Origin of the sequence: Bartonella sp. AA168HLJHH, assembly GCF_042197365.1 — a bacterium.
Taxonomy (GTDB): Bacteria; Pseudomonadota; Alphaproteobacteria; order Rhizobiales; family Rhizobiaceae; genus Bartonella.
In genome coordinates, this window is record NZ_JBHIRS010000069.1 from 1 (window position 1) to 888 (window position 888).

1 protein-coding gene is annotated in these 888 nt (G+C 41.1%); it reads right to left on the reverse strand.

The window, feature by feature from the left end:
* A partial coding sequence (locus tag ACFINM_RS09775; RefSeq protein ID WP_375641335.1) for a tyrosine-type recombinase/integrase occupies positions 1–888 on the reverse strand: 888 nt, incomplete at both ends.

Here is an 888-nt window from a genome sequence, read left to right on the forward strand (position 1 = left end):
CGAAAACCATGCGGGCAGGCTTCAAGTTTATTGTCTCTCATATATTGAGCCATACACTTCTCAGCGAGGGGACCGCGACCTTTAGCAGAAAAAAAGAAATCATTACGAGAAAGCAATCGTGCTTGTTTTAAAATGTCTAATGCTTCAGTTGATAAAGGCACGCGAAATTCTTTTGTTGTATCACGCTTGCCTTTCATATTTTCAGCAGGTATGGTCCATATATCCCCATCAATTTGATCTTTATGAATATGACGTAAAGGATTGGTACGAACACCTGTCAGAATAAGCAAACGCAAAGCCAGTTGTGTTATGGTTGATGCTTCACAGAGTGTTTTATAAAAAGCCGGAACCTCTCTCCAATCCATGGCTGGTCTATTAGTGACCTTATGGCGTTGTTTTCCTAAGAGAGCTTTTGCTTTTTCTACAGCTTGTAAATCAACATCTACACCTAATGCAGCCGCATGTTTGAGACAAAGATTAAGACGTATCAATGCTGTTCGAGCAATTACAGCCTTTGTATGCCAAATGGGAGAAAGGGTATTGCGTATCTCTGTTTGCGTAATCTCTGAAACGGGTAAACAGCCTAATTTAGGGAGAATATGAAGGCGTAAAGGTGTAAACCATTTACCATTTTTACCATCACCTTTTAATTCAGCTTTACGAGTTTCAAAAGTATCTAGTGCAATATCTTTTAAGTAATGGAGATTGCTTATTGCCTCACGCTTTTGTTTTTCACGTTCTTTAATAGGGTCACGCCCCTCACGTAAAACAGCCCGCCATCCTGTTGCCAATTCACGGGCTTGTTTTAAAGAAACATCTCGCAAGGCACCCAAGCCCATTTCACGGCGCCGACCATGAATGGTATAACGATAAAGCCATTGAGCACCA